18 protein-coding genes, 1 tRNA gene and 1 pseudogene are annotated in these 20,222 nt (G+C 66.0%); 9 read left to right on the forward strand and 11 right to left on the reverse strand.

Annotated features, from left to right (window positions below; translation table 11 throughout):
• Positions 1-3: 3 nt before the first annotated feature.
• From pstA to pstS, 3 genes are read right to left on the reverse strand one after another with little or no spacing between them, the layout of a single operon-like run.
• The gene (gene pstA, locus AC5Y5Z_RS09155) at positions 4-915 is read right to left on the reverse strand and encodes a phosphate ABC transporter permease PstA (protein ID WP_463827369.1); all 912 of its coding nucleotides are present in this window, start codon (positions 913-915) and stop codon (positions 4-6) included.
• On the reverse strand, positions 912-1,886 hold the full coding sequence (gene pstC, locus AC5Y5Z_RS09160) for a phosphate ABC transporter permease subunit PstC (protein ID WP_463827368.1): 975 nt from the start codon (positions 1,884-1,886) through the stop codon (positions 912-914). Before pstC ends, pstA begins: the two co-directional genes overlap by 4 nt.
• 11 nt (positions 1,887-1,897) lie before the next feature.
• Complete coding sequence (pstS, locus tag AC5Y5Z_RS09165; RefSeq protein WP_463827367.1) at positions 1,898-3,007, reverse strand: phosphate ABC transporter substrate-binding protein PstS; 1,110 nt, start codon at positions 3,005-3,007, stop codon at positions 1,898-1,900.
• A gap of 331 nt (positions 3,008-3,338) precedes the next feature.
• Here pstS and AC5Y5Z_RS09170 point away from each other — a divergent pair, with 331 nt between their 5' ends.
• From AC5Y5Z_RS09170 to AC5Y5Z_RS09185, 4 genes and pseudogenes are all read left to right on the forward strand, one after another.
• Complete coding sequence (locus AC5Y5Z_RS09170; RefSeq protein WP_463827366.1) at positions 3,339-4,130, forward strand: SDR family oxidoreductase; 792 nt, start codon at positions 3,339-3,341, stop codon at positions 4,128-4,130.
• A 65-nt stretch (positions 4,131-4,195) separates the two neighbouring features.
• Positions 4,196-5,455 carry an Nramp family divalent metal transporter gene (locus tag AC5Y5Z_RS09175; protein WP_499924958.1) on the forward strand — a complete coding sequence of 420 codons (1,260 nt, stop codon included), beginning with the start codon at positions 4,196-4,198 and terminating at the stop codon, positions 5,453-5,455.
• A pseudogene (locus AC5Y5Z_RS09180) lies at positions 5,456-5,869 on the forward strand (gamma-glutamylcyclotransferase family protein); the annotation flags it as partial.
• Positions 5,870-5,900: 31 nt separating this feature from the next.
• The gene (locus tag AC5Y5Z_RS09185; protein WP_499924759.1) at positions 5,901-6,719 is read left to right on the forward strand and encodes an LLM class F420-dependent oxidoreductase; all 819 of its coding nucleotides are present in this window, start codon (positions 5,901-5,903) and stop codon (positions 6,717-6,719) included.
• A gap of 73 nt (positions 6,720-6,792) precedes the next feature.
• Here AC5Y5Z_RS09185 and AC5Y5Z_RS09190 read toward each other — a convergent pair whose 3' ends face one another.
• Entirely contained in the window at positions 6,793-8,310 is a 1,518-nt protein-coding gene (locus AC5Y5Z_RS09190; RefSeq protein ID WP_499924761.1) for a carotenoid oxygenase family protein, read from the reverse strand.
• A 107-nt stretch (positions 8,311-8,417) separates the two neighbouring features.
• Here AC5Y5Z_RS09190 and AC5Y5Z_RS09195 point away from each other — a divergent pair, with 107 nt between their 5' ends.
• Positions 8,418-8,978 carry a TetR/AcrR family transcriptional regulator gene (locus AC5Y5Z_RS09195; RefSeq protein ID WP_499924762.1) on the forward strand — a complete coding sequence of 187 codons (561 nt, stop codon included), beginning with the start codon at positions 8,418-8,420 and terminating at the stop codon, positions 8,976-8,978.
• Between the two features lie 175 nt (positions 8,979-9,153).
• Positions 9,154-9,229: transfer RNA gene (locus AC5Y5Z_RS09200), tRNA-Arg, on the forward strand.
• 51 nt (positions 9,230-9,280) lie between these two features.
• On the opposite strand, the gene AC5Y5Z_RS09205 is transcribed toward AC5Y5Z_RS09200, so the two are convergent.
• The 4 genes from AC5Y5Z_RS09205 to AC5Y5Z_RS09220 all read right to left on the reverse strand — a co-directional run bounded on the left by AC5Y5Z_RS09205 (position 9,281) and on the right by AC5Y5Z_RS09220 (position 14,075).
• The gene (locus AC5Y5Z_RS09205) at positions 9,281-10,636 is read right to left on the reverse strand and encodes a DEAD/DEAH box helicase (protein WP_499924764.1); all 1,356 of its coding nucleotides are present in this window, start codon (positions 10,634-10,636) and stop codon (positions 9,281-9,283) included.
• Between the two features lie 265 nt (positions 10,637-10,901).
• Complete coding sequence (locus AC5Y5Z_RS09210) at positions 10,902-11,660, reverse strand: YoaK family protein (RefSeq protein ID WP_499924766.1); 759 nt, start codon at positions 11,658-11,660, stop codon at positions 10,902-10,904.
• 128 nt (positions 11,661-11,788) lie between these two features.
• Positions 11,789-12,937, reverse strand: coding sequence for a fatty acid desaturase family protein (locus AC5Y5Z_RS09215; protein WP_499924768.1), 1,149 nt, complete (start codon positions 12,935-12,937; stop codon positions 11,789-11,791).
• Positions 12,938-12,947: 10 nt separating this feature from the next.
• Positions 12,948-14,075 (reverse strand): ferredoxin reductase, encoded by a 1,128-nt coding sequence (locus tag AC5Y5Z_RS09220; RefSeq protein WP_499924770.1) that lies wholly within the window; start codon positions 14,073-14,075, stop codon positions 12,948-12,950.
• A gap of 84 nt (positions 14,076-14,159) precedes the next feature.
• Between AC5Y5Z_RS09220 and AC5Y5Z_RS09225 the strand changes: the two genes are divergently transcribed.
• The 3 genes from AC5Y5Z_RS09225 to AC5Y5Z_RS09235 all read left to right on the forward strand — a co-directional run bounded on the left by AC5Y5Z_RS09225 (position 14,160) and on the right by AC5Y5Z_RS09235 (position 18,383).
• Positions 14,160-15,350 (forward strand): PucR family transcriptional regulator, encoded by a 1,191-nt coding sequence (locus AC5Y5Z_RS09225; protein WP_499924772.1) that lies wholly within the window; start codon positions 14,160-14,162, stop codon positions 15,348-15,350.
• A gap of 286 nt (positions 15,351-15,636) precedes the next feature.
• A complete protein-coding gene (locus AC5Y5Z_RS09230; RefSeq protein WP_499924773.1) occupies positions 15,637-16,857 on the forward strand; it encodes an acetyl-CoA acetyltransferase in 1,221 nt (406 codons plus the stop codon).
• A gap of 2 nt (positions 16,858-16,859) precedes the next feature.
• Positions 16,860-18,383, forward strand: a complete 1,524-nt coding sequence (locus AC5Y5Z_RS09235) for a carotenoid oxygenase family protein (protein ID WP_499924775.1) — start codon at positions 16,860-16,862, stop codon at positions 18,381-18,383.
• A 43-nt stretch (positions 18,384-18,426) separates the two neighbouring features.
• Here AC5Y5Z_RS09235 and AC5Y5Z_RS09240 read toward each other — a convergent pair whose 3' ends face one another.
• From AC5Y5Z_RS09240 to AC5Y5Z_RS09250, 3 genes are all read right to left on the reverse strand, one after another.
• A complete protein-coding gene (locus tag AC5Y5Z_RS09240; RefSeq protein WP_499924777.1) occupies positions 18,427-18,861 on the reverse strand; it encodes a hypothetical protein in 435 nt (144 codons plus the stop codon).
• A 39-nt stretch (positions 18,862-18,900) separates the two neighbouring features.
• Positions 18,901-19,674, reverse strand: a complete 774-nt coding sequence (locus AC5Y5Z_RS09245; protein ID WP_499924779.1) for a VOC family protein — start codon at positions 19,672-19,674, stop codon at positions 18,901-18,903.
• 69 nt (positions 19,675-19,743) lie between these two features.
• Positions 19,744-20,220: a type II toxin-antitoxin system Rv0910 family toxin gene (locus tag AC5Y5Z_RS09250; RefSeq protein WP_463827353.1), complete on the reverse strand. Its 477-nt coding sequence runs from the start codon at positions 20,218-20,220 to the stop codon at positions 19,744-19,746.
• Positions 20,221-20,222: the final 2 nt, after the last annotated feature.

The raw sequence follows: 20,222 nt of genomic DNA on the forward strand, positions 1-20,222 counted from the left end.
CGATCAGGCTCGCCTGGTGGAAAGGAACCGCACCACCGCGGCTACCACGTTGATCACCGCAACGATGATGATCAGGGTGAGCGCGGCTCCCCAGACCCGCAGAAATCCGGCGCGCTGGGGATTGGTGAGCTCGGTGTAGATCAGCAGCGGCAGCGAGGCCATGTTGCCGCTGAAGATGTCGGTGTTGATCGATCGGGCGTACCCGACCAGCACCAGCACCGGCGCGGTCTCCCCGATCACCCGGGCGACCGCCAGCAGCACGCCCGACACGATGCCGGGCATGGCGATGGGAGTCACGATCCGCACGATCGTCTTCCACTTCGGAACGCCCAGCGCGTAGCTGGCTTCGCGCAGTTCGTCGGGGACCAGCCGCAGCATCTCCTCGGTGGAGCGCACCACCACCGGCAACATCAGCAGCACCAGCGCCAACGACACGGCGAATGCGCTCTGCTGAAATCCCAGGGTCGCGATCCAGAGGCTGAAGATGAACAGGGCCGCCACGATCGAGGGCACCCCGGCGAGCACGTCGACCATGAAGGTGGTTACCCGCGCCAGCCGGCTGGTGCCGTACTCCACCAGGTAGACGGCCGTCATCAGCCCGAGCGGCACCGCGATGACGGCGGCCATCCCGGCCTGCACCAATGTGCCGTACAGGGCGTGGTAGACGCCCCCGGTGAACTCTTCGGGCAGCACACCGCGCAACGAATGGGTCCACCATTGCGGACGGATGACTGCGTAGTAGCCGCGGATGACCACTACCCCGAGCAACCAGATCAACGGCACCAGGGCGATCAGGAAGGAGGCAAAGAAGAAGACCGTCGCCGCAGAGTTCTTGACCCGACGCGCGGTGCTCAACGGGCGGAAGACGACGGCCTTGACCGGCCGCTCGAGCGCGTCGGCGCTGAGCTGGCTCATCCGTTGACCTTTCCGCCGGCGATGGCGCGAGCGGCGGCGTTGACCAGGAAGGTCAGCACGAACAGCGCAAAACCCGCGGAGATGTAAGCACCGGTAGGCAGCGGCCGGCTGAATTCGGCTGCCGCCGAGGCGATCTTGGAGGCAAACGTGTGGCCGCCGTCGAACAGCGACCAGTTGCCCGGGCGGGCACCGGCACGCAGGATGACCAACACCGCGACGGTTTCTCCCAAGGCGCGGCCCAGCCCCAGCATCGAGGCGGCCACCACGCCGCTTCGACCGAACGGCAGCACGGTCATCCGCACCACCTCCCACTTCGTGGCACCGAGCGCCTGCGCGGCTTCGATCTGCATCAGCGGTGTCTGCCGGAACACCTCGCGCGACACCGACGTCACGATCGGCAGGATCATCACGGCAAGCACGATGCTCGCGGTGAAGATCGTGCCACCGCCGGCCAGCGACACATTGCCCTGCTTGAACAGGAAGAGCCACCCCAGATTCCGGTTCAGGAACCTCGCGATCGGCTCCAAATAGGGCGCCAGTACGGCGATGCCCCACAACCCGAAGATGATCGACGGAACCGCCGCCAGCAGATCCACGATGGCGCTGAACGGGCGGGAGAGCCGGTTCGGCGCGTACTGGGTGACGAACACCGCGATGCCGACGGCGATCGGCACCGCCAACGCCAGCGCGGTGACCGAACTGAGCACGGTGACCATGAACAGGTCCCGGATACCGAACGCCAGTTTGCGGTCGCTGGCGGTGTCGAACTGCGCGCTGGTGAAGAAGTTCACCGTGTTCACCCGCAGCGACGGAATCGCCTTGATCAACAGAAATACCGCGATCAGCACGATCGCCACCACGATGGTGGACCCGGCGGCCGCGGCGGCCGACTTGAACAGACGGTCGGCCCGCCGCGCCGCGCGAGCGTTCACCTCCGCTAGCGCTTCTTTTGCCAGCGGGGCTGTGGTCATGTCAACTCAGCTCAGGAGATGGCGTTGACGGCGGTCGACAACCTCGGCTTGAACGAGTCCGGGATCGGGACATACCCGTTGTCCGCCAAGCCATTCTGGCCGGCACCGATGGTCGATTGCAGGAAGGCCTTCACCGCCATCCCGACCTGAGCATCAGGGTACTTCGAGCAGACGATCTCGTAGGTGGCCAGCACGATCGGGTACGAACCCGGCTGGGTCGGCCGGTAGAACGAGATCGTGTCCAGCACCAAGTCGTTACCCTGGCCCGCGATCGTGGCTCCGGCGATCGTCTTGCCGACCGATTCGGTGCCGATGGTGACCGGATCCGGACCCGCCGACGTGATGATCTTGGCGATGCTCAGCTGCTGGGCCTGAGCAAACGACCACTCGACGTAGGAGATCGAACCGTTGGTGGTCTTGACCGCCTGTGCGGTGCCGTCGTTCTTGGCCGCACCCTCACCGACGCCACCCTTGAATGCCTTGCCGGCGCCCTTGCCCCAGGCACCGTTGGAAGCAGCGTCCAGGTAACGCTGGAAGTTGTCCGTCGTTCCTGACTCGTCACTGCGGAAGACGACGTGGATCTCGGTGGCCGGCAGGTTGGTCCCCGAGTTGAGCGCAGCGATCGCGGGGTCGTTCCAGGTCTTGACCTCGCCGCTGAAGATCTTGGCCAGGGTGGGCCCGTCCACGTTCAGCGAACTCACGCCGTCGAGGTGGTACGTGACTGCGATGGGCCCGAACACCACCGGCAGGTTCCACGCCGGGGATCCGCACCGCTGCTGCGCCGCGGCCGCTTCATCCTTACTCAGCGGCGAGTCCGAACCGCCGAAATCGGTTTGGTTGCCGTTGAATTCACTGATGCCGGCGCCCGAGCCGTTGGATGTGTAATTCAGGGTCTGGCCGGGACATGCCGTTTCGAAGGCTTTACCGAAGCGGGTCATCGCGTTGTTCTGCGCGGAGGAACCGCTGGCCTTCAGCGCCTTTTTCCCGCCGCAACTGACGTTGCCCGAGGACGAGCTCTGGCCTCCCCCGCCTGCGTTGTTATTGTCGCTGCCGCACGCCGACAACACGAGTGAGCCTGCGGCCAGGACACTCAGCGCGGCACCAAATCGGTTGAGTTTCAATCCAGTTCCTAACGGTAGTGATGAAACATATCAGATGCCGCCCACCCGTCGCGGCTCGCAATAACCCCTTTCATTGCAGCCTTTCAGCTACATTAACAACAGGTTACGCAGGGTGAAAGAGTCGATGATTCCCGATCCTCGGTATCCGGCCACGTCATCTTCACCTGTGACGCCGGTTGTTGTGGGCCGCAACGGTATTGGCAGCCCGAACGCCCGATACCGCGCCACCGGCCGCCGGTCCGAGCCGCTGTGCGAAACTAGAACCTGTTACAGAACTCCGCCGACGTGGTGGCGAGCCCGCCGTGGCGGCCGACAGTGAAACGAGACCGCAGTGATCCTCGACAGCTTCCGCCTCGACGACAAGGTCGCCGTCATCACCGGCGCCGGACGCGGTCTGGGTGCGGCCATCGCACTGGCGTTCGCCGAAGCCGGAGCCGATGTCGTCATCGCCTCACGGACTCAGTCCCAACTCGACGAGGTCGCCGAGCAGGTCCGCGCCGTGGGTCGCCGCGCGCATGTCGTCGCCGCCGACCTCGCCCACCCCGAGGACACCGCGCAGTTGGCGGCACAGGCGATCGACGCGTTCGGGAAACTGGACATCGTCGTCAACAACGTCGGCGGCAGCATGCCCAACACGCTGCTGACCACCTCGACAAAGGATCTCCGGGACGCCTTCACGTTCAACGTGGCCACCGCGCATGCGCTCACCGTTGCCGCGGCGCCATTGATGCTCGAGCACTCCGGTGGCGGCAGCATCATCAACATCACCTCAGCCATCGGCAGGCTGGCCGGCCGCGGTTTCGCGGCCTACGGCACCGCCAAGGCCGCGCTGTCGCACTACACCCGGTTGTCGGCGTTGGACCTGTGCCCGCGCATCCGGGTCAACGCGATCGCGCCCGGGTCGATCCTGACTTCAGCGCTCGACGTGGTGGCCGGAAACGACGAGCTACGTACGCCGATGGAGCAGGCCACACCGTTGCGCCGGCTCGGCGATCCTCTCGACATCGCCGCTGCCGCAGTCTATTTGGCCGCACCAGCCGGCAGCTTCCTGACCGGCAAGACGCTGGAGGTGGACGGCGGTCTGACCTTCCCCAACCTGGAGATCCCAGTCCCGGACCTGTGACGGGTAACCCGGGCCAGCCCGGCCGCTGGCTACGCCCGGCTGGTTTCGGATACCCTCACTTTTTTATTCGGTCATGTGGATCAAGAAGGGGTGGTGAGTTGGCGCAGGTAACAACCACCCCGGGCAAGGCGAGCTGGTACCTGCTGGGTCCGGCGTTCGTTGCCGCGATCGCCTACGTCGACCCGGGTAACGTCGCCGCCAATGTCAGTTCGGGCAGCCAGTTCGGCTACCTGCTGCTGTGGGTCATCGTCGCGGCCAACGTGATGGCCGGGCTGGTCCAGTACCTTTCGGCCAAACTCGGCCTGGTGACCGGGCACTCGCTGCCCGAGGCGATCGGCCAGCGGATGGGGCGGCCGGCCCGACTGGTGTTCTGGGCACAGGCTGAGATCGTGGCCATGTCCACCGATGTCGCCGAGGTGATCGGCGGGGCCATCGCGTTGCGCATTCTGTTCGGTCTGCCGTTGCCGCTCGGTGGGCTGATCACCGGCGTGATCTCCCTGCTGTTGCTGATGATCAAAGACCGACGGGGCCAGCGCCTTTTCGAGGTGGTCATCACCGGGTTGTTGCTGGTGATCGCGCTGGGCTTCACCGCCAGTTTCTTCGTCGCCACCCCGCCGGCCGCCGACGTGCTGTCCGGGTTGGTGCCGCGCTTCCAGGGCACCGAAAGCGTGTTGCTGGCCGCAGCCATCCTGGGCGCCACCGTGATGCCGCACGCGGTGTACCTGCACTCCGGACTGGCGCGCGACCGGCACGGCCAACCCGACCCCGGCCCGCCCCGGCGCCGGATTCTGCGCATCACCCGCTGGGACGTGGGTGTGGCGATGGTGATCGCCGGCGGGGTGAATGCCGCCATGCTGCTGGTGGCCGCGTTGAACATGCGCGGCCACGGTGACGTCGGGTCCATCGACGCCGCCTACGCCGCGGTCCGCGACACCTTGGGCCCGAGCATCGCCGTGCTGTTCGCCCTCGGGCTGCTGGCCTCCGGTCTGGCTTCCTCGTCGGTGGGCGCCTACGCCGGGGCGATGATCATGCAGGGTTTGCTGAACTGGTCGGTCCCGATGCTGGTGCGCCGCCTCGTCACGGTGACTCCCGCGGTCGCACTGCTCGCGCTGCACGTCGACCCCACCCGCACCCTGGTGCTTTCCCAGGTGGTGCTGTCCTTCGGCATCCCGTTCGCGGTGCTGCCCCTGGTCAGGCTCACCGCCGACCGTGGGCTGATGGGTGTCGACGTCAACCACCGGGTCACCACCGTCATTGGCTGGGTGGTCGCAACGATGATTAGTCTGCTCAACGTGGTGCTGATCTATCTGACGGTGACCGGCTGAATGCCGGTCCGCCGGCACCCCTACTTCGCATACGGATCCAACCTGTGCGTACAGCAGATGGCGGCACGCTGTCCCGACGCAGGCCGCGCACAGCCGGCAGTGCTGTGCGACCACAACTGGTTGATCAACGAACGCGGAGTGGCCACCGTCGAGCCGCGGGCCGGCGGCGAAGTACACGGCGTGCTGTGGTGGCTGTCCGACTATGACCTGGCGCGCCTGGACAGCGCCGAAGGAGTGCCGGTGCGCTACCGGCGGGACCGACTGACCGTGCAGACCCGCGGCGGACCGGCACCGGCCTGGGTGTACATCGACCCGCGGGTGACGACCGGCCCGCCGCGGCAGGGCTACCTGCCGCGCATCCTCGACGGCGCCGTCCACCACGGCCTGCCGCAACATTGGATCGACTTCCTGCGCCAGGTTTCTTCGGACTAGATGGAGGTTATTGGTGGCCAAGGATTTTCGCTTCGGGTTGAGCATGCGTTTCTTCAAGTCCCGCGATGCGCTGGTGGACACCGCCCGGCGTGCCGAAGATAACGGATTCGACATCCTCTGTGTGCCAGATCACCTCGGCGCCGCAGCACCCTTCCCGACGTTGACCGCGGTCGCCATGGTCACCACCAGGCTGCGGTTGAGTATGTACGTGCTCAATGCCGCCTTCTACAAGCCCGCCCTGTTGTCGCGCGACCTGGGTGGGCTCGATCTGATCAGCGGGGGGCGGCTCGAGGTGGGCCTCGGAACCGGTTACGTGCGAGAGGAATTCGAGGCCGCCGAGTTGCCGTATCCCAGTGCCGGGGCACGGGTCGATTACCTCGGGCACATGACGAGGTATCTGAGCGAGCACCACCCGCAGATGCCTATCCTGATCGCCGGCAACGGAGACCGGGTGTTGACGTTGGCCGCGCGGCACGCGCACATCATCGGGCTGACCGGAGCCCGGGTGCGCGATGTCGAGGACCCGTTGGCCGAACGGGTCGAGTTCGTCCGTGCCGCGGCCGGCGACCGCTTCGACTCGCTGGAATTGAATCTGGCGGTCACGTCGATGCCTCGGGACGGCGAAACTCAACCCGACTTGGCGATGACGCGCCGGTACACACCGGGCCTGTCCGACGAAGAACTGCTGGCGTTGCCCTCAGTGCTCAGCGGGTCGCCACGCGAGATCGCCGACACGTTGCGGCAATACCGCGATATCTACGGAATCACGTCTATTACCGTGCAGGACAACAACATTGAGAACTTCTCCAAGGTGATCGACGAATTGCGCTGACGCTGCACGGCCATGACCGCCGTCCCCGACCGTGGATATCGCGGCACGACACGCCGAGTCGGCGGCGCGCCGTTCACGCTGGGCGCCGCCGCGGCACGAAGTTGCCGTGGAATCCCTGCGGGATGTGCTGGGTGAGTTGGGCGCTGGCGATCGGGCCACGGCCGGGGTCCCTGGCGTCGAAGATGACCAGCCGGGACACGTGTTGACCGGCCTGGTACTCGACGGTCAACAACCAGCCGTCGTCCTCGCTGTCCGCCTGCGGACGGGGCACGAAAACCGGTTCGCAGAAACTGTTTCCGGGCCCGGTGGCGGTGAACGTCGTCTCAGTACCGTCGTCGAGGTCGAGTTTGGTGACGGAGTCGTACAGCGACGACAGCTCCCGGCGGGTGTTGAGATATGCGTAGCGGTACGGGCGGCCCTCGCGGTCCGGATGGTGACGCGGAAACTCACAGACGCTGTTGCTCAACCTATCTCGGATGACGCGGCCCGACCTGGTGAGACGGAACCGGGTGAATTCCGACGGCGACCCACGCAGCGGCGTGGTCTGGAACCGCGCGATGCTACGCAATAGGCGCGGGTTCTCGTAGGTGATGACGTCGACGACGACGTCGTCGCCGTCGTCGTAGGCGTTGCTGAGGTGAAATTGCAGCACCGCCGGTGTGTCGATGTGACGGATCCGGCCGCCGTCGCGCGGCACCAGGATGAAGGCGCTTCCCCGTTCCGGCCGGTAACACAACGCATCGCCGATCGGCTTGCGGCCCAACCCGATGTCCAGCAGATTGGCGACTATCGGCGAAACCAGGAAGACCAGGTAGCGCTGCGTGATGGCGAAATCGTGCACCATCGCCAGATAGGGCAACCGGGCCGATCGCTCATGTCGCAGGGCACCTCGCGGATCGGCGCGGTAGATGCGCAGGTGCGGCCGCGGCAGGAATTCGACACCGAAGTTGAACATGTCACCGCTGTCCGGACAGACGCTGGGATGCGCCGAGAACGTCGCCATCGGGCGTAGTTGCCCGTCGAATCGGCATACCCCGACCGTCTCCAACGATTCGGGATCGATCTCGTAGGGAGCGCCGCCCTCCCACAGCGCATAGATGTGCCCGGCATGCTCGATCACGTTGGTATTGGCCAGGTTTGGTGGCGTCTTCGCAATATTCGCTCGCCAACCGCCCGGCGCTGCGGTGCCGAGATGGGTGGTTCCGGACCTGCCCCGGTAGTGGCGGGTACGCACGTAGCGGTTTCGATAGTGGACACCGCCGTCGCCAATGGTGAAGGCGGAGAGCATGCCGTCGCCGTCGAAGAGGTGGTGAAGTGGTCGGCCGGCGTGGTCCTCCCAGCGTCCGGGACCGTTGCGGTACAGGGTGCCACGCAGGTCCGGAGGGATGGTCCCCTCGACGTCCTCCACCTGGTAGTCGTATTCGGTGTACTGCGGTTCGCTGACGCCGAGACTGAGCAGGTCTGCGCTGGACAGCGCTGCGAGTCGGTCGGTGGCCTGCGCCTTTTCACCTGGTGACAGCGACGCCAGGTAGCGGCGCAGCGCCGGCAAGTCCGTCAGGTCGAGGTCGGGCGTCTGCGTCGAGTTGACCACCAGGCAGACTCCTCGCTGCTAGTTACTGAGACTGATGTCGACGTTAGTCTCAGCAGGAGTGGCCGTCAACAGTCCGCCACCGGTGTCCTGCGGTACAAATACCGGTGATGGCCTCAACCCGTTCGTCCGAATCCCTGCGACAGGCGACGCTGGTATTGATCGCCGAAAGCGGCATCGATTCCCTGACCCTGAGCCAGGTGGCTGCGCGCGCGGGCGTCTCCCGCGCCACCGCTTATCGCGAATTCGGCGACAAAGACGGATTGATCTCCGCGGTGGCCCAGCACGAAATTCAGCACATGGCCGTCGATGTGATGACCAGGGTCGGTACGGACGCGGATCCGATGACGATAGTCTCGTCGACCGTCCTTGCGGCGCTGCGGTACCTGCGAGACCACGCCGCCTTCAGCTATGTGCGCGACCACGAACCGCACTGGTTGCTGCAGGCAGTGCTTCGGATCGGCGACGCGAGGCTGAACGTCGTCCAGACGGTAGCTGCCACCGTGGCCCCGGCGATTGCCGCCACGGAATACCCGCGTCCCTTATTGCCGGCCATGCAGGCGGCCGAAATCATCGTTCGCACAGTGCTTTCACACACGCTGATCGAACGCAGCACGCTCACCGACGACGAGGTCGCCGCCGCGGTGACACGCGCGATCACCGTCGGTTGAACCGGCCCGGTTCGTCGCCGGCGGTGTCTGAGGTGGGGACGGGCTGCGCCGACCCGGCAGCGCTACGACGCCCGCTGGCGGTACGCTGAGGCCGCACGCCGCGACGCGAACGTCGCGGAGTGCCGCAACGCAAATCGATCAGTCGGGCGTTTGCCGCCAGTCCGACGGTCGCCCCGCCCTCGTAGCTCAGGGGATAGAGCACGGCTCTCCTAAAGCCGGTGTCGCAGGTTCGAATCCTGCCGGGGGCACCAAATGTCGGTATCGCGTTGCGCGACAGGCGCTAACGTGTCGAGGTCCGCGCCTCACCGGGCTTGTTGCGGACGCACCGCCCGACGCCGCCGAGCGCCCTGACGGCTGACCGCCTCGGTACTCACCGTCCCCTGGACACGATGCGGCGACCTGCGCTGCTGCGGAGTCGCGGACCGCCGCCTGCGGGACCCACCACTCTTGGGAGTCTGCACTGCCACCGGTGCCGCCGGAACGAACGGCCGTAACGGGGCAACCTCACCCACCAGGGCATGCACCGGCGCGGAATCAACGGTGACTTGTTGCGGCCGTACGTCGATACCCGCCTTACGCATCAACAACTGGTGTTCTCTGCGCTGTTCAGGAAGCACCACGGTGACCACGTCGCCGGCGTTGCCGGCGCGCGCGGTACGACCGGAGCGGTGCAGATAGGCCTTGTGGTCGGCGGGCGGATCCACATGCACGACGAGTTCCACCGCGTCCACGTGCACGCCCCGCGCTGCGATGTCGGTGGCCACCAGGACGCGCGCCGCGCCGGTGGTGAAAGCTGCCAGGTTGCGGTCCCGCGCAGGCTGAGACAGGTTGCCGTGCAGGTCAACTGAAGGCACGCCGGCCTCCGTGAGCTGCTTGGCCAGTTTCCGGGCCTGATGCTTGGTCCGCATGAACAACACCCTGCGGCCGTTGCCGGAGGCAAGTCGATGCACGAGCTCTCTTTTGGCTGTCACGCCGTCGACGTGGAACACGTGATGGGTCATGGCTGGTACCGGCGAGTCGGCAGCATCGACACTGTGTGTCACCGGGTTGCGGAGGAATCGCCGGACGAGTTTGTCGACGTCGTTGTCCAGCGTCGCAGAGAACAACATCCGGTGGCCGTCCGCCGGCGTCGCGGCCAGAATGCGCGTGACGGCCGGCAGGAAACCCAGGTCGGCCATGTGGTCGGCCTCGTCGAGCACCGTGACCGCGACCGCATCGAGACTGACCAGCCGTTGCTTCATCAGGTCTTCGAGTCGGCCCGGGCACGCGACGACGATGTCGATGCCGCCCCGTAGGGCTGCCACCTGCCGGCCTTGGGGCACCCCACCGAAGATCGTGGTGACCTTCAGTCGGTGTGCGGCTGCCAACGGTTCGAGGACCGCGGCGATCTGGGAGGCCAATTCCCGGGTGGGCGCGAGCACCAGTCCTCGTGGTCCGCGGGACGGGCGCTGCTGGGCCACTCGCTCCACCAGCGGAATGGAGAAGGCCAGTGTCTTACCGCTTCCGGTCTTGCCGCGACCGAGCGCGTCCCGACCGGCCAGCGTATCGGGAAGCGTCGCAACCTGAATGAGAAACGCAGTGGTGATGCCGCCGGCCGCGAGCGCGCGGACAATCGGCTCGCCGACACCGAGGTCGGCGAAGGATGGAGTTGTCGTCATAGGAGAGTGCTTTCAGAGTCTTCGGTTCGGACCGAGGTGGCGAGATTGCCGGTGGGCAAAATCGATCGCCGCAATAGCGCCGAAGCGGTTGCCCGGCAACTACGTTCAAAGCTTCGAGGGCTGGATGATTGGATAAACCCAGTTTCGCCAGCGAGAGAACGGTCTACGACGCGCAGGCGATTGGCACGTCAGACGGTTAACTGCACGCTATCACGATTGCCCACGCCCGGCCTGCGGTAGGTAAGCATTGTCACAGCCGGTCCGCTCAGTTGGCCGGGACCGATTCGACGGCGTCGTCGCGCTGGTCATCGCGATAACTGCGGCTGTACAGCACGCTGGCGACCGCTACCGCGACGCAGGAGGCCGCCGGTATCAGCAGGGCGTGCACGCCTATCCGGGCGCCGAACAGCAGCCCGATCACGCCACCGGCGAGAAACAGCAACAGCGTGGTGGACAGGATCGCCGCCTTCCACTTGTCGATTCCGTGCTCGCGACTGCGGCCGAGCAGCAGCCCGAGGTCGGTCACGGTTCCGGTGAAATGGGTGGTGCGCACCGACATTCCGCGGATGCTCGATGTCAAACCGTTCTGCAGGCCGAGTGCCGCGGCCGCCAGCATCGCCTGCACGGACGCGGGCTCGATGGGGGTCGCGGCAATGAAATCTTTGATCGGGCGCAACTCCACCCCCACCACGGCGAGCACCAGCAGCACCGCCTCGAGAATGAGCAACACGGCATGCCGTCGACCGGTGAGAGCCTGGGTGGGCGCCAGCAGCACCCCCGCGAGCGTGGCGCCGCCCAGGAATCCGACCAGAATGGCGGCCAGGATGTAGCCCTCGTAGAGCCACGGGTTGGCGGTTTTCATGCCCAGCTGGGTCGTTACTGCTGTGAGATTGCCCACCGGGAAGGCCAGGATCAGCAACGCCACCGCGTTGACGAAGCCGGCGATCAGCGCCAGAACCGCGGTGTAGCCCAGCGTCAGCCCACGCGGCGGCGACCCGGACTCCCGGGTTTTGGACTGCGGCATTACCGATGCATACCCGGTGATGCCGTCCGGTGAAACACCGCCGCCTGGCGAACTCGCTAGCCCAGGGACGAAATCATAAGCCACCCTTGTGTTTTCGTCGCAGGTATTTCCTCGACCTCAGGGTCGACCTAGGCGGCCCGACCGACCGGACGCGGACTGCCGACGTTCAACTCGCCGGCGATGGTCCGCACTGCTCGGCGCGGGAAATCGTTGGGCAACGAGAGCTTGAAGACCTTCTTCCACGCCGACGCCACCTGACGCGGCAGGCTACCGGTGGTGTAGGTGAGCCCGTAACGCTCGAACAACTCCTGCACCTTCGGTGCGATCTCCTGGTAGCGATTGCTGGGCAGGTCGGGGTACAGGTGGTGCTCGATCTGAAAGGACAGGTTGCCGGTCATGAAGTGCAGGAAGGCATTCCCGCTGATGTTCGCCGAACCCAGCATCTGGCGCAGGTACCACTGACCGTGGGTTTCGCCGTCGATGGACGACTTTTCGTAGGTCTGCACGCCGTCCGGGAAGTGCCCGCACATGATCACCGAATGGGTCCACCAGTTGCGGATCAGGTTGGCGGTCAGGTTTGCGGTCAACGTCGTCACCGCTGCGGGTCCGGACAACAGCGGGTGCAATACATAGTCGCGGGTCAGGTGCTTGCGCACTTTGGCCAGCACCTGCCTGCCCTGGCGGCGGAACTCGTCCTTGTCGCTGCGGCCTTGCAGATACTTGCCGATCTCCAGATCGTAAGCGGCGATCCCGTATTGGAACAGGCAGGCGTTGATGAAGTTCCACAACGGCTGGGCCAAGTAGAACGGCTTCCACCGCTGATTCTCGTCGACCCGCATGATGCCGTAACCGAGGTCGTGGTCCTTGCCCAGCACGTTGGTGTAGGTGTGGTGCACCTCGTTGTGCGAGTGCTTCCACATGGACGCCGGCGATGCGTTGTCCCATTCCCAGGTGGTGGAATGAATCTTGGGATCACGCATCCAATCCCACTGTCCGTGCATCACGTTGTGTCCGATTTCCATGTTCTCCACGATCTTGGAAATCGCCAGGCCGGCCGTGCCGATCACCCAGGCCGGCGGAAACAACGAGAACAACAGTATTGCGCGACTGGCGAGTTCGAGTCTGCGCTGACCGGTGATGACCCGGCGGATATAGGCGGCGTCCCGTTCGCCGCGGCTGGCCAGGATGTGTTCGCGGATCGCGTCGAGTTCGCGGCCCAGCTCCTCGATGTCGCGGTCGGACAGGTGAGCGGTCGGGTCGGTCTGGGACACAGTCATATTGGCTCCTCTAAAGTTCGAGCTCGCAAGCGCCGGCGGCAGCTGACACGCAGGTCTGGACCTGCACCCGGGATCCGGGGTCGCCGCCGTCGTCGGTGGCCATGGTGATCGCGCCGTTACGCAGATCGCGTACGGCACCCTTGTTGAGGGGGACGACGCAGCCGAAGCAGATGCCCATCCGGCACCCGGAAGGCATCAGCTCTCCGGCCCGCTCCCCGGCGTCGAGCAACGTCTGGGAACCGTCGGCCTGCACGACCCTGCCGCTCTTGGCGAATGTGACGGTGCCACCTTCTCCGGTGGCGACGACGGCCGGGCGGAATCGTTCGATGTGCAGCCGGTCGGGGATCCCGTCAGCGGCCCAACGCTGCTGGATCGCGTCGAGCAACCCGGCTGGACCGCACGCCCAGGTGTGGCGCTCGGATAAGTCCGGGACCACCTCGGCCAAGCGCGCCACGTCCAGCTTTCCGTCGGTGTCGGTGTGCCTCTCCACCAAGCGAATTCGGCCCTGCCGCGCCAGCATCCGCAGATCCCAGCCGAAGATGACGTCGTCGGCCGTGGGTACCGAATGCACCACCACGATGTCGGGGCTGCCGTCACCGACGTCGGCCATGTTGCGCAACATCCCCATCACCGGTGTGATGCCGCTGCCCGCGGTCAGGAACAGAATCTTGGCGGGCGGCCGATCGCCGAGGGTGAAATCACCGGCAGCCCGGTCGAGGTGGATGACGGTGCCGACGGTGGCGCGCCGCACCAGATGGTTGCTGACGACGCCACCCGGGATGGCCTTCACGGTGATCGCGAAGCAGCCGTCCCGCCGGTGAATCGTGGAGGTCAGCGAGTAGGCCCGCCACTGTCGCACGCCGTCGACATCGACCCCGACCCGCACGTACTGACCGGGCAGGTGCGGGCGCCAGCCCCGACCGGGCTTGATCACCAGGCTGGCGGCGTCGCGCGTTTCTGGGTTGATCGCGACGATCCGACCCCGCAGCGTCGTAGCCGAGCGGAGCGGGTCGATGACGTCGAGGTAATCGGCCGGGACCAGCGGCGTGGCGAGCGGCATCGCGATCCGCTCGGCAAACTTCATCACCCGCGAACGCAATGCACCGCCGACGTTGGGTCGAAGCGCCGTGATTGTCATGACTCCATCGTCGTTGTGCCTAGATGTAAAGTCTTGACTCACCTGAATGAATATTCAGGACATATTTGTTCGAAAGGAACAATCTTGCCGGATCTGTCCCCCCGGCTGACCGGGCTGCACCTGGACGAGCCCGTGGTCAGAGCGTTGGAAGCGACGTTGCCGGCCATGGCCGAGCGAACAGTGACAGCGATCACCATTGAAGTGCCCAGTTATGCTCGCGCGTTCAGCGGGCGGATGGGCCAGAACATCGAGGACGCGGTGCAGACCTCGCTGGGCGTCTTCCTGCGCCTCGCGACCCGGGCAGACGACGCCGATCCCGGTCCGCCGCTGTCGCCCGCGCTCGATGGTGCCTATGAGCTCGGTCGCGGGGAGGCGCGCCAGGGCCGCTCGATCGATGCCCTGCTGTCAGCTTTCCGGGTGGGCGCGCGGGTGGCCTGGCGCGAGTTGTCCACGACCGCAGTGGCAGCCGGTGTGCCCGCAGACACTATCGCCAGATTCGCCGAGTTGGTGTTCGCCTACATCGACGAACTGTCCGCGTCCAGCGTGTCCGGCCACGCCGACGAACTGGCGACATCGGGACGCGTTCGACAGCGCTACCTCGAACGGCTGGCCCAGGATCTGCTGGTCGGCCAACCCGAGTTGACGCTGCTCGCCGACGCGGAGATGGCGGGCTGGCAGCCGGCCGACACGCTGACAGCCGTGCTGCTGCCGCAGACCCAGACGCGCGGTCTGGCCGCGCAGTTCGGCCAGTCGACGCTGCAATTGTCCGAGGACCTGCCCGGGGTGGACAGGTCAGAAGCCCTGGCAGTGTTGCTGGTGCCAGACATGGCGGGAATCCAGCGACGTCACCTGCTGTCGGCGGTGACGAACCGCAGGGCCGTGGTGGGGCCGGCGCGACCGTGGCATCGCGTCCAGGTGTCCTACCAGCGCACGCTGCAGGCCCGCACGCTGGTGAGCACCCACACCGCGGTCGACACCGACGACCACCTGGTGGAAATCGTGCTCGGCGCCGACCCGGAAGCTGCTGACGATCTCAGCGCCCGCGTCCTGGCACCGCTGTCCGGGCTGTCGCCGAACACCGCCGCACGGCTCACCGAGACGCTCCGTTCTTGGGTGCTGAACCAGGGTCGGCGCGAGGCGATGGCCGCCGATCTGTTCGTCCACGCCCAGACCGTTCGCTATCGGATGACCCAACTTCGCGAACTGTACGGCGACCGGCTCAGCGACCCCCGCACCGTGCTGGAGCTGACCGTCGCCCTCGGCGGACACGCGTAATCCCTTGCCATAGCAGCAGATACCAGCGTTCCGCCTCGAAGGTCGGCAGACCAACTGCACCGGCACCCCGATGCGAGTTCGTTAGCCAGAGAAATCACCCAACATGTTTGTCAATCGACATTGCTGGCAATGACCCAAAAGAGGTGGGCATATCGGCCGGCCAATATGCCCACCGAGGTCCCGTCGGTTCAGCCCGAGAGCCGACGGGACCGCTTTAATTTTCGGCCCCTTCGTCGGGTCGGGCGAAGCCCCGATCAGGTCCTGCACGCGGGAGTACCGTGCCGGTATGGACGGTGTCACCGGCGTGTGGGTTCTGGGCGGCTACCAGAGCGACTTCGCTCGCAACCTCACCCGGGAGCGGCGTGACTTCGCCGCCCTGACCGCCGAGGTGGTGCGCGCCACGCTGGCTGCGGCGCGGTTGACGGCGGCCGACATCGGCGTCGTGCACGTCGGGAACGCATTCGGCGAGATGTTCGCCGCCCAGGGCCACCTGGGTGCCATGCCGGCCACGGTGTGCGACGGGCTGTGGGACACACCCGCCTCCCGGCACGAGGCCGCGTGCGCCTCAGGCAGCATCGCCGCCCTAGCGGCGATCGCCGACCTGCGATCCGGGGCCTACGACACCGCGCTCGTGGTCGGGCTGGAATTGGAAAAGACCGTTCCGGGCGATACCGCCGCGCAGTATCTCGGCGCGGCGGCCTGGACCGGGCATGAAGGGGCCGGGGCGCGCTACCTGTGGCCCTCGATGTTCGCGCAGGTCGCCGATGAATACGACCGGCGGTACGGGTTGGACGACACGCATCTGCGGGCACTCGCCCAACTCAACTTCGCCAATGCGCGTCGCAATCCGAACGCCCAGACCCGCGACTGGGCCGTCCCGAACCCGATCACCGACGACGACGAATCCAACCCGGTGACCGAGGGCCGGTTACGCAGGTTCGACTGCAGCCAGATGACCGACGGTGGCGCGGGTGTGGTGCTGGTCAACGATGCCTACCTGCGCAAGCACCCGTCGGCCCGGCCGATCGGGCGAATCGACGGCTGGGGGCATCGCACCGTCGGCCTGGGACTGCGGCAGAAGCTGGACCGTGCGGCCGAGGATCCCTACGTGCTGCCGCACGTGCGGTCGGCGGTGCTCGACGCGCTGCGCCGCGCACAGGTGAGCCTCGACGAGGTCGACGGGTTCGAGGTGCACGACTGCTTCACACCTAGCGAATACCTGGCCATCGACCACATCGGGCTGACGGGGCCGGGTGAATCGTGGAAGGCGATCGAGAACGGTGACATCGAGATCGGTGGCCGGCTGCCGATCAACCCCAGTGGCGGCTTGATCGGTGGGGGGCACCCGGTCGGGGCGTCCGGGGTGCGGATGTTGCTGGACGCCGCCAAACAGGTCAGCGACGCAGCCGGCGACTACCAGGTGGAAGGCGCGCGGAGATTCGGCACCCTCAACTTCGGGGGCAGCACCGCTACCACGGTCAGTTTCGTTGTCAGCAGAGGCGTTTGACGATGGATGTGGACATCGTCGGGAAATATCTGTCGACGCTGCCCGAGGACGATGACCACCCGTACCGCACGGGTCCGTGGCGACCGCAGACCACCGAATGGGATGCCGACGACCTGACTGTGGTCGAAGGTGCGATTCCCCGCGACTTGGACGGCATCTATCTGCGTAACACCGAGAATCCGTTGCACCCGGCGTTCAAGACCTATCACCCGTTCGACGGCGACGGCATGCTGCACGTCGTGGGGTTCCGCGACGGCACCGCCTTCTACCGCAACCGGTTCATCAAGACAACCGGATTCCTCGCAGAAAATGAAGCGGGTGAACCGCTTTGGCCCGGACTGGCAGAGCCGGTGCAGTTCGCCAAGCGGGAAACGGGTTGGGGTGCAAGGGGGTTGATGAAAGACGCGTCCAGCACCGATGTGATCGTGCACCGCGGCGTCGCGTTGACCAGCTTCTACCAGTGCGGTGACCTGTACCGGGTGGACCCCCGCTCGGGAAACACGCTGGGCAAAGAGAACTGGAACGGCGCCTTCCCGTCCGACTGGGGGGTGTCGGCACATCCCAAGGTGGACAGCACCACCGGCGAACTGCTGTTCTTCAACTACAGCAAGCAGGATCCGTATCTGCGATACGGCGTGGTCGACGCGAACAACGATCTGGCTCACTACGTCGACATCCCGCTGCCCGGCCCGCGGCTCCCGCACGACATGGCGTTTACCGAAAACTACGCCATCCTCAACGATTTCCCGCTGTTCTGGGATCCCCGGTTGCTCGAGCATCAGGTCCACCTGCCGCGCTTCTACCCGGACATGCCGTCGCGGTTCGCCGTGATACCACGCCGCGGCGACACTGCCGACATCCGCTGGTTCGAGGCCGACCCGACGTTCGTGTTGCATTTCACCAATGCCTACGAGGACGGCGACGAGATCGTGCTGGACGGCTTCTTCGAAGGGTCTCCGCAACCGCTGGAGAGCGGTGCCGGGCCAAGCGGCAAGTGGGAGAAACTGTTTCGCTTCCTCGCCTTGGATCGCATGGAGGCCCGCCTACACCGGTGGCGGTTGAATCTGGTCACCGGCCAGGTGCGGGAAGGTCCGCTGTCCGAGTCGATCACCGAGTTCGGGATGATCAACGCCGACTACCTGACCCGCGACTACCGCTACGTGTATGCGGCCAGCGGCAAACCCGGTTGGTTCCTGTTCGACGGGCTGGTCAAACACGATCTGCGTACCGGCAATGAGGAGCGGTTCGACTTCGGCGACGGTGTGTACGGCAGCGAAACCGCCATGGCACCACGGGTGGGCGGTGCCGGTGAGGACGACGGGTACCTGGTGACGTTGACAACCGACATGAACGCCGACGCATCGTATTGCCTGGTGTTCGACGCGGCCCGGGTCAGCGCCGGACCCGTCTGCAAACTCGCACTGCCCGAACGTGTTTCCAGCGGCACGCATTCGACGTGGGTGGCCGGCGCGGAACTCCGCCGGTGGGACGATGTGGAGTCGGCAGCATCAGCGATCGGGCTGTGAGCCTCGTCGGGTTCTCCTGCGAATCGGTGATGTCACCGCCGGACTACCGTTCGGACCGACCCCCCAACGTCGCCGCGACCACCGCCCACAGTGCGCACACCACCGCGCCGGCAGCAGCGCCCGCTGCGACGTAGAGCCCGTACTCGGCCGATACCTGCGCGCTGACATTGCGCTGGTAGTAAAGCACCAGCGAGCCACTGATGAGCAATGAAATCACAAGTGCTGCAACCGAAGCCGCCCGCGCCGACAAATCCCGGCCAACCATCGCACCGGCCACCAACAGCGCCGAGGCCAGCAACACGATGAGCTGGCCGGCGCCGAATCCGCGCGGCAGCTCCAGGCTGCCGTGGGTGCCGCCGATCGCGTTCGCCCAGCCGCCGCCGTTGACCTTCGTCGTCAACCACGGCATCCAGGTGCTGGCCGAGAGCACCACGGCACACAAGGCCACCATCCAGCCGGGGCGCGGGCGGCGACTCATGGGTGCGAGGTTATCTGACGCGATCCGCGCCGCCGGGTGTCAGCCCTGCAGCGACGACAAGTTGAACCCTGCACCGGTGTGGTCGGTGACAGCGGCGAGTCGCCCGTAGGGAGTGTCCTCGGCCGGCCGCACCACCGCCCCACCCTGGTCGACGACCATCTGCAGGGTTTTGTCGACATCCTCCGCGCCGAAGAAAATGCTCCACTGCGACGGCGTGCCCGCGGGCAGGACCGCAGCGCCGTCCATCACACCGAGCAGCTGTTGATCACCGAACCACGCGGTGGTGTAACGGAATTCGTCGGTGTCGCTTTCCTGCTGAGTGTGCCAGCCGAAGACCTCGCGGTAGAAGTCGACGGCGGCGCGATAGTCGCGGGTGGTCAACTGATGCCAGACCGGAGCGCCGGCCTCGCCGATCACCTCGAAACCGCGGTGCTCGAGGGGTTGCCACAAACCCAGGGTCGCCCCCGACGGGTCAGTGCCCACGGCCATGAAGCCCTGGTCGGGCACCTCCATCGGTTCCAGGCATCCCTGGCCACCGGCGGCCTTCAGCGCCGCGACGCCGGCCTGGATATCGGCGGTGTGGAAGTACGTGGCCCAGGTGTCGGGCATCTGCAATTCCGGGTTGTTGGCCATCATGCCCGCTACCGGGCGACCGTCCTTGGCGGCGTTGATGTAACCGCCGTAGTCGGGTCCGGCGGACTCGAAGGTCCAGCCGAACACGGTGCCGTAGAAGTCCTGGGCGCGGTCGACGTCCGATGTCGTCAGGTCGATCCAGCAGGGGGCGCCCAGCGGGGCGTCGGTACGGGTTGGCACGAGTTTCCTCCTCGGTCGGTTGGGGGTCGCAAGTAGTGACTCGGCCCGACCCGGAAACTCATCGACAGCTCAGCGCTGCGCGACTCGATCGCCGTTCATACCCGGGTCGGGACGGGTGAACACCCGGACGAAATTCTGCAGCGAGTCCCGGATGTCGCTGCGCAGTGCCGCAGCCACCACCATGCCGATCGGTCCGAACAGTGCCGGGCCGCCGAGGTGCACGTCGAAGCTGACCACGGAGGTCCCGTCGTCTTTGGGTGCGACCTTGGCGATCAGCTTGACCTTCACACCGCCCACGCCGTCACCGTTGAGCGTCATGCCTTCCGGCGGCTTGTAGCGCACGATCGTCCATTTGATCCGGTTGGTCATCCCTTTGACCTCGACGTAGGACTCGAGGACCGTGCCCTTCTCGATCACCTCGGGCAGCTTGCTGCGCCAGACCTTGTGGATGGTCAGCCAGTCCTTGTACCGCGTCAGGTCCGAGGCGTGCCGCCACGCCTCGTCGGGCGAAAGCGGGACGTCGATGGCCCCGGAAAGTTTCGCCATCT

This window comes from Mycobacterium sp. NGS29 (assembly GCF_059812965.1).